This is a genomic window from Mycobacterium sp., assembly GCF_044342925.1.
In the GTDB taxonomy this organism is placed as follows: Bacteria; Actinomycetota; Actinomycetes; order Mycobacteriales; family Mycobacteriaceae; genus Mycobacterium.
The window spans coordinates 22,622-29,491 of sequence record NZ_JBIIOV010000018.1 but is presented as its reverse complement, the minus strand read 5'-3'; the positions used below and the strand labels follow the sequence as shown (position 1 = coordinate 29,491).

Here is a 6,870-nt window from a genome sequence, read left to right as displayed (position 1 = left end):
CGAACACCGAAACTCGCTCCACCAGGGCGGTGTTGCGACCCCGATTGAATCCGCGCCGGTAAGGAATTTTGTATGGAATGGATTGATCAATTTTCTTTGAAGAATCAGGTTGCCGTGGTCACGGGTGCCGGAGGCGGCCTGGGTCGCGAGTTAGTGAAAATCTTGGCCCACGCCGGTGCTTGCGTAGTCCTTGCGGATCGTGACGAATCGCGACTCGATGTATTGGCTCAAGAAGTCGATCCCTCGGGACAGACGGTTCTCGCACAGCAGTGCGATGTAACCAGAGAGTGCGACATCCTGCGTCTCGTCGAGAACGCACACCAGAAATTTAGTAAAATTGACGTATTAGTTAACTCTGCTGGAATTCTAGGTTCTGACACATTACTATTCGGCGTCTCAGAAGAGGATTGGGACAGCGTCTTGGATGTGAATGTGAAGGGCAGCTGGTTGGCGGCAACGCATGTATCTAAATATATGATCGCCCACGAAATTCCAGGCAGAGTCATTAACATATCTTCTTCCCTGGGGCTCAGATCTCAATTAAAACGAGTGCCCTATGCCACCTCCAAGGCGGCGGTTGAGCATTTGACGCGTAACTTAGCAATGGAGCTGGTCCGTTACAACATCCGAGTCAATTGCTTGGCCCCGGGGTGGATGGCTACCGATATGGTAAGAGATATTTTAGAGGGGCCAGAAGGTGAAAAATGGCGTGCTGCAATCCCGATGGGCCGAGCCGCTGACCCATCTGAACTGGCCGGCCCACTGCTGTTGCTGGCGTCGAAGGCGTCCAGTTACATGACGGGATCCGTGATACGGGTTGATGGCGGCTACTCCTATTGTGGAATTGAGTTGCCGGAATAAGGATGTCCGGGGTACTGGGTGGAGCGGTTCCAAAGGGTGGTGCGTAACTCAGACCACCGTCATCGACGCCCGGGCGATCGCCAGTTCCTCGTCGGTGGGGATCACCAGCACGGTGGTCGGCGACTTCTCGGCGGAGATGCGCCGGGCCCCGCGGGCCGGGCTGTCGTTGAGGTGCTCGTCGACCTCGATGCCCAGCCGGGTGAGCCCGCTCAGCGCGTCACGGCGCACCCGAGCGTCGTTCTCCCCCACCCCGGCGGTGAACGAGATGACGTCGACATGCCCCAGCAATGCCAGGTAGGCGCCGATGTACTTGCGCAACCGATGGATGTACACCTCGTAGGCCTGCTGGGCGATCTCGTCCCCCGACGCGATGCGCCGCTGAACCGCACGAAGGTCGCCGTCTCCGCTCAGGCCGAACATCCCCGAGCGCCGGTTCAGCATGGCTTCGATCTCGTCGAGACCCATACCGGCGGTGCGCCACAGGTAGCTGATGACGCCCGGGTCGATGTCTCCGGAACGGGTGCCCATGACCAGTCCCTCCATCGGCGTCAAGCCCATCGAGGTGTCGATGGGCTTACCTGCCGCGATCGCCGATGCCGACGCCCCGTTACCCAGGTGCAGCACGATCTGGTTCAGGGATTCCACTGGAGCGCAGAGGAACTCGGCGGCCTGCCGGCTGACGAATTCGTGGGAGGTGCCGTGGAAGCCGTAGCGCCGGATACGCCACTTCGCGGCGACCTCGCGGTCGATGGCGTAGTTGGCCGCCGCAGCGGGCAGGTCGTGGAAGAAGGCGGTGTCGAACACCGCGACGTGCGGCAGATCGGCCAGCACCTTGCGAGCCACCTCGATACCCAGCACTGCCGGGGGGTTGTGCAGGGGCGCCAGCGGAGCCAATTCGCGCAACTCCTCGACCAGTTTGTCGTCGACGACGGTGGGCCGGTAGAGGTTCGGGCCGCCGTGCACCACACGGTGACCGACGGCCACCAAACCGAGTTGACCGAGACTCTCGCCGGCCTCGGCGACCAGGTCGAAGGCCAGTCGCAGCGCGGCTTCGTGGTCGGCCACCCGGCCCTCGCGATCGATCTTGGTCTCACCGAGTCGCAGCTTCGCTGTGGAGGCGTCCTCACCGATGCGTTCGACGATGCCGTCGAACACCGAAGTGCCCGAAACCGGTTCGACAAGTTGGTATTTCAGCGACGACGATCCGGAGTTGAGGACCAGGACGGTGCCCGCCATCAGGACTGCGCCTGGATCGCGGTGATGGCGACGGTGTAGACGATGTCCTCCACGAGCGCTCCCCTGGATAGGTCGTTGACCGGTTTGTTCAGCCCCTGCAGCACCGGTCCGATCGCGACGGCGCCGGCACTGCGCTGGACGGCCTTGTACGTGTTGTTGCCGGTGTTGAGGTCCGGGAAGATCAGCACCGTCGCCTTGCCCGCCACCGGCGAGTTGGGCATCTTGGACTTCGCGACGCTGGGCTCCACGGCGGCGTCGTACTGGATCGGCCCCTCCACCAGCAGATCGGGTTCACGCTGGCGGACGAGTTCGGTTGCCGCCCTGACCTTATCGACGCCGGCGCCGGTGCCGGACTCACCGGTGGAATAGGACAGCATCGCGACCCGCGGATCGATCCCGAACTGGTCGGCGGTGCGAGCCGAACTGATCGCGATATCGGCGAGTTCCTCAGAGGTGGGGTCCGGCACGATCGCGCAGTCGCCGTAGGCCAGCACCCGATCGGACAGACACATCAGGAAGATGCTGGAGACGGTGGACACCCCCGGCTGCGTCTTGATGATCTCGAACGACGGACGGACGGTGTGCGCGGTGGTGTGGGCCGCCCCGGACACCATCCCGTCGACGATGTCGTTGTGCACCAGCATCGTGCCGAAGTACGACACGTCTTCGACGACGTCGCGGGCCTGCTCCAGGGTGACGCCCTTCTTCTTGCGAATCTCGGCGTACTGCTCGGCGAACTTCTCTCGCAGTTCGCTGGTGCGCGGGTTGATCACCGTCGCCCCACTGAGGTCGACGCCGAGTTCGGCTGCACGCGAACGCACTTGGGTCTCGTCACCGAGGATGGTGAGCTCGGCGATGTCGCGACGCAGCAACCGGCCGGCTGCCTGCAGGATGCGGTCATCGTCGCCTTCGGGCAGCACGATGCGCTTGCGGTCCGACCGGGCGCGTTCCATCAATTGGTAGGCGAACATCTGCGGCGTGGTGACCGTGGGGATCGGGATCGCCAGACGTTCGAGCATGTCACCGATGTCGACGTGGCGGTCCATCAGCTGCAGGGCGGTGTCGATCTTGCTCTGCGAGTCCGCTGTCACCCGGCCCCGGGTGTTGGCCACGGCGCTGGCCGTCTCGAACGTCCCGAGGTCGGTGGCGATGATCGGCAGCCGTAGATGCAGACCAGTCACCAGTCGGGCGATCTCCCGGTGCAGCGGCAGTCCGCCGTTGAGGATGAGAGTCGACAGCGAGGGAAACCCCTCTGCGGCATGGGCGCAGGCGACGGCCAGTACGACGTCGGAGCGGTCACCGGGGGTGATCACGGCGGCGCCTTCACTGAGCCTCTCCAGGCCGTGCTCGGCGGTCATGCCGGCGACCATCACAGTGAGCACCGCCCTGCCCAGCATCGACGCGTCACCGTGAACCAGGGTCCCGTCAACTGCCGTCAGCAGTTCGCCGGCGGTCGGCGCCACCAGCAGCGGCTCCTCGGGAATCACGTACACCGGCGCCCCGAGGTCCTGGCAGGCTTTGGTCACCGCCTCGATCTCCGCGGGGTTGCACCGATTGGCCACCACCGCGGCGGTGTGCGCGTGCTGGGCGGCGAGTTCGACCATGCACAGTTCGATCGCCTGGGCGGTCTCCTCCGGCGTGCGGCCGAACGCCCGCACCGACAGCACCACCGGAGCGCCGAGGTTCACCGCGATACGGGCGTTGACGTTCAACTCGGTGGGAGTGGCAACATCGGTGTAGTCCGAGCCGATGATCACCATGGCGTCGCAGCGCGCGGCCACCGCGTGGTAACGGTCGACGATGTCGGCGATCGCCCCCTCGGGATCCTCGTGCAGGCGCTGGTAGCTCACGCCCGTGCATTCGTCGTACGCCAGCCCGGCGTCGCTCTGGGACAGCAGCAGTTCCAGAATGTAGTCCCGGTCTTCGCGGCGGACGATCGGCCGGAACACCCCGACCTTGGGAACCATCGCCGAGAGCCGGTTGATCAGCCCCAGTGCGATGGTGGATTTGCCGGTTTCGCCTTCTGCCGAGGCAACGTAGATCGACGTCGTACCTGTTGTCACGACGACAGCATCCCTTAGTCGGGCGCCGTCAGTGCGGCGATTAGCTCAGTTTGCGCAACCGCGGCAGCAGGTCGCGCTCGAAGAGTTTCAGGAACCGGCGCTGATCGTGGCCAGGCGCGTGGAAGACGAGGTGGTTGAGGCCGTAACCGACGTAATCGGCGACCTTCTGCACAGCCTCGTCAGGGTCGCTGGAGACGATCCAGCGGCGCGCCACCTGCTCGATCGGCAGCTCGTCGGCCAGCCGTTCCATCTCCATCGGATCCGACACGCTGTGCTTCTGTTCCGGCGTCAGCGACAGCGGCGCCCAGAACCGGCAGTTCTCCAGCGCAAGTTCGGGATCAGTGTCGTAGGAGATCTTGATCTCGATCATCTTGTCGATGGTTTCGAGATCGCGGCCGGCCGCCTCGGCGCCGTCGCGCACCGCCGGCATCAGCTTGTCGGCGTAGAGCTCCGCGCCCTTGCCGGAGGTGCAGATGAACCCGTCCCCGGCCCGGCCCGCGTACTTGGCCACCACCGGGCCGCCGGCGGCGATGTACACCGGGACCCCGCCGTCGGGCACGTCGTAGATGGAGGCGCCCTTGAGGTGGTAGTACTCGCCGTCGAAGTCGACCCGCTCACCCCACCACAGCTCGCGCATCAGCTTCACCGACTCGCGCAGCCGGGCGAAGCGTTCCTTGAAGTCGGGCCACTCTCCGGTGAACCCGGTGGCGATCTCGTTGAGCGCCTCGCCGGTGCCGACGCCGAGGAAGACCCGGCCCGGATACAGACACCCCATGGTGGCGAAGGCCTGGGCGATGACCGCGGGGTTGTAGCGGAAGGTCGGGGTGAGCACGGAGGTGCCCAGCACGATGTTCTTGGTGCGTTCGCCGACGGCCGTCATCCACGACAGCGCGAACGGGGCGTGCCCGCCTTCGTGGCGCCACGGGTTGAAGTGGTCGCTGACCGTCGCGCTGTCCATGCCGTGCTCTTCGGCGAGCACACCGAGTTCGACGAGTTCGCGCGGCCCGAACTGCTCGGCCGACGCCTTGTACCCCAGTTTCAACTCCGCCATGCCACAGTTCTACCCCACTAGACTCGGCCGATGGCCGCGGTGCTGACGGGCGTCACCGAGCGGATACATGTGGCTCAGACGCCGCTGGTGAACTGGACACTGGTCAGCGACGACTCCGGCGTAATGCTGATCGACGCGGGCTTCCCGGGTCACCGGGGCGACGTGCTGGCGTCGTTGGACGAACTCGGATTCGGCCCGGCCGATGTGCGGGCCATCCTGCTGACCCACGCCCACATCGACCACCTCGGGACGGCGATCTGGTTCGCCACCGCGCACGGCACCCCGGTGTACTGCCACGCCGGCGAGGTCGGCCACGCCAAACGCGATTACCTGCAACAGGTCTCACCGGCAGCGCTGGCCGCTCAGGCGTGGCGGCCGCGGTGGCTGGCCTGGTCAGCGGAGGTGGCGCGCAAGGGCGGCCTGGTGCGCGACGGCATCCCGTCGGTGCGTGCGCTGAGCGACGACATCGCCGCGGATCTGCCGGGCCGTCCGGTGCCGGTCCCAACCTTCGGCCACACCTCCGGGCACTGTTCCTATCTGGTGGACGAGGTCCTGGTCTCCGGCGATGCCCTGGTCACCGGCCATCCGCTGCTGCGCCGCAACGGCCCGCAACTGCTGCCGTCGATGTTCAACCACAGCGACCCGGACTGCCGGCGCAGCCTGGAGGTGCTCGGCGCACTGGGCACCGACATGCTGGTCCCCGGACACGGCGACATATGGATCGGGCCGATCGCCGACGGCGTCCGGCAGGCCGCCGCCGGCACCGCTTAAAGTTCGGGCCCGTGGACAAGATCAGAGGCAGGACGGTCGTTATCACCGGGGCGGCTCGCGGCATCGGCTTCGCCACCGCCAAGGCTCTGCTCGCCCGGGGTGCGCGGGTGGTGATCGGTGACCGCGACGTGGCCCTCGGTGAGTCGGCGGTGGCCAAGCTGAGCAACCTGGGCCCGGTGTCGGGCTACCCGCTCGACGTCGCTGACCCCGAGTCGTTCGCGACCTTCCTGGACAAGGCTCGCGCCGACGGCGGCGGGGGAATCGACGTGTTGATCAACAACGCCGGTGTCATGCCCGTCGGCCCGTTCCTCGACCACACCCAGCAGGCCATCCGCTCGGCCATCGAGGTGAACTTCTACGGGGTGATCAACGGCTGCCGGCTGGTGCTGCCCGAGATGGTCGCCCGGCGCCGTGGCCACATCGTCAACATCGCCTCGGTGGCCGGGATGCTGGCCGTACCCGGTCAGGCACTTTACGCCGGAACGAAATTCGCGGTGCTGGGCTTCTCGACGGCGCTGGCCGACGAGTACGCGCGGGCGGGCGTCGAAGTCAGTTGCGTCATGCCCACGTTCACCAACACCGAGTTGATCTCCGGCACCAAGACGAGCGGTTTGACCACCCCGGTCGAACCGGATGACATCGCCGCCGCGGTGGTGACGGTTCTGGACAAGCCGAAAACCGCTGTCACGGTGCCCTATTCGTTCCGGTTCATCGCTGCGGCCACCGCGTTCCTGGGGCCGCGCGGCCGGCGCTGGATGAGCGCGAAGACCGGCACATCCCGGGTTTTCCTGGACTTCGACACCTCGGCGCGGGCGGATTACGAACGGCGGGCGCAGGCGGCCACAGGCGTGGCGGAAGCGGCGGAGTAGAGCGCACCCACATCGGGGA

General features: G+C 65.8%; 6 protein-coding genes. 3 read left to right on the top strand and 3 right to left on the bottom strand.

The genetic code is table 11. The features are described 5' to 3' along the window. Positions 1-72: 72 nt before the first annotated feature. On the top strand, positions 73-861 hold the full coding sequence (locus ADBZ6I_RS03705; protein ID WP_526380987.1) for an SDR family NAD(P)-dependent oxidoreductase: 789 nt from the start codon (positions 73-75) through the stop codon (positions 859-861). Between the two features lie 48 nt (positions 862-909). On the opposite strand, the gene ADBZ6I_RS03700 is transcribed toward ADBZ6I_RS03705, so the two are convergent. Genes ADBZ6I_RS03700 through fgd form a run of 3 tightly spaced genes read right to left on the bottom strand, consistent with a single transcriptional unit; the run spans position 910 to position 5,211 of the window. Then, positions 910-2,097, bottom strand: coding sequence for an acetate/propionate family kinase (locus ADBZ6I_RS03700; protein WP_526380985.1), 1,188 nt, complete (start codon positions 2,095-2,097; stop codon positions 910-912). Next, entirely contained in the window at positions 2,097-4,160 is a 2,064-nt protein-coding gene (pta, locus tag ADBZ6I_RS03695) for a phosphate acetyltransferase (protein ID WP_526380983.1), read from the bottom strand. The genes ADBZ6I_RS03700 and pta overlap by 1 nt, the downstream gene beginning before the upstream one ends. Before the next feature lie 40 nt (positions 4,161-4,200). Continuing rightward, a complete protein-coding gene (gene fgd, locus ADBZ6I_RS03690; RefSeq protein WP_526380981.1) occupies positions 4,201-5,211 on the bottom strand; it encodes a glucose-6-phosphate dehydrogenase (coenzyme-F420) in 1,011 nt (336 codons plus the stop codon). A gap of 30 nt (positions 5,212-5,241) precedes the next feature. On the opposite strand from fgd, the gene ADBZ6I_RS03685 reads away from it, so the two are divergent. Both ADBZ6I_RS03685 and ADBZ6I_RS03680 read left to right on the top strand, forming a co-directional pair. Next, a complete protein-coding gene (locus tag ADBZ6I_RS03685; protein WP_526380979.1) occupies positions 5,242-5,982 on the top strand; it encodes an MBL fold metallo-hydrolase in 741 nt (246 codons plus the stop codon). A gap of 11 nt (positions 5,983-5,993) precedes the next feature. Then, complete coding sequence (locus tag ADBZ6I_RS03680; RefSeq protein WP_526380977.1) at positions 5,994-6,851, top strand: SDR family NAD(P)-dependent oxidoreductase; 858 nt, start codon at positions 5,994-5,996, stop codon at positions 6,849-6,851. Positions 6,852-6,870 lie beyond the last annotated feature (19 nt).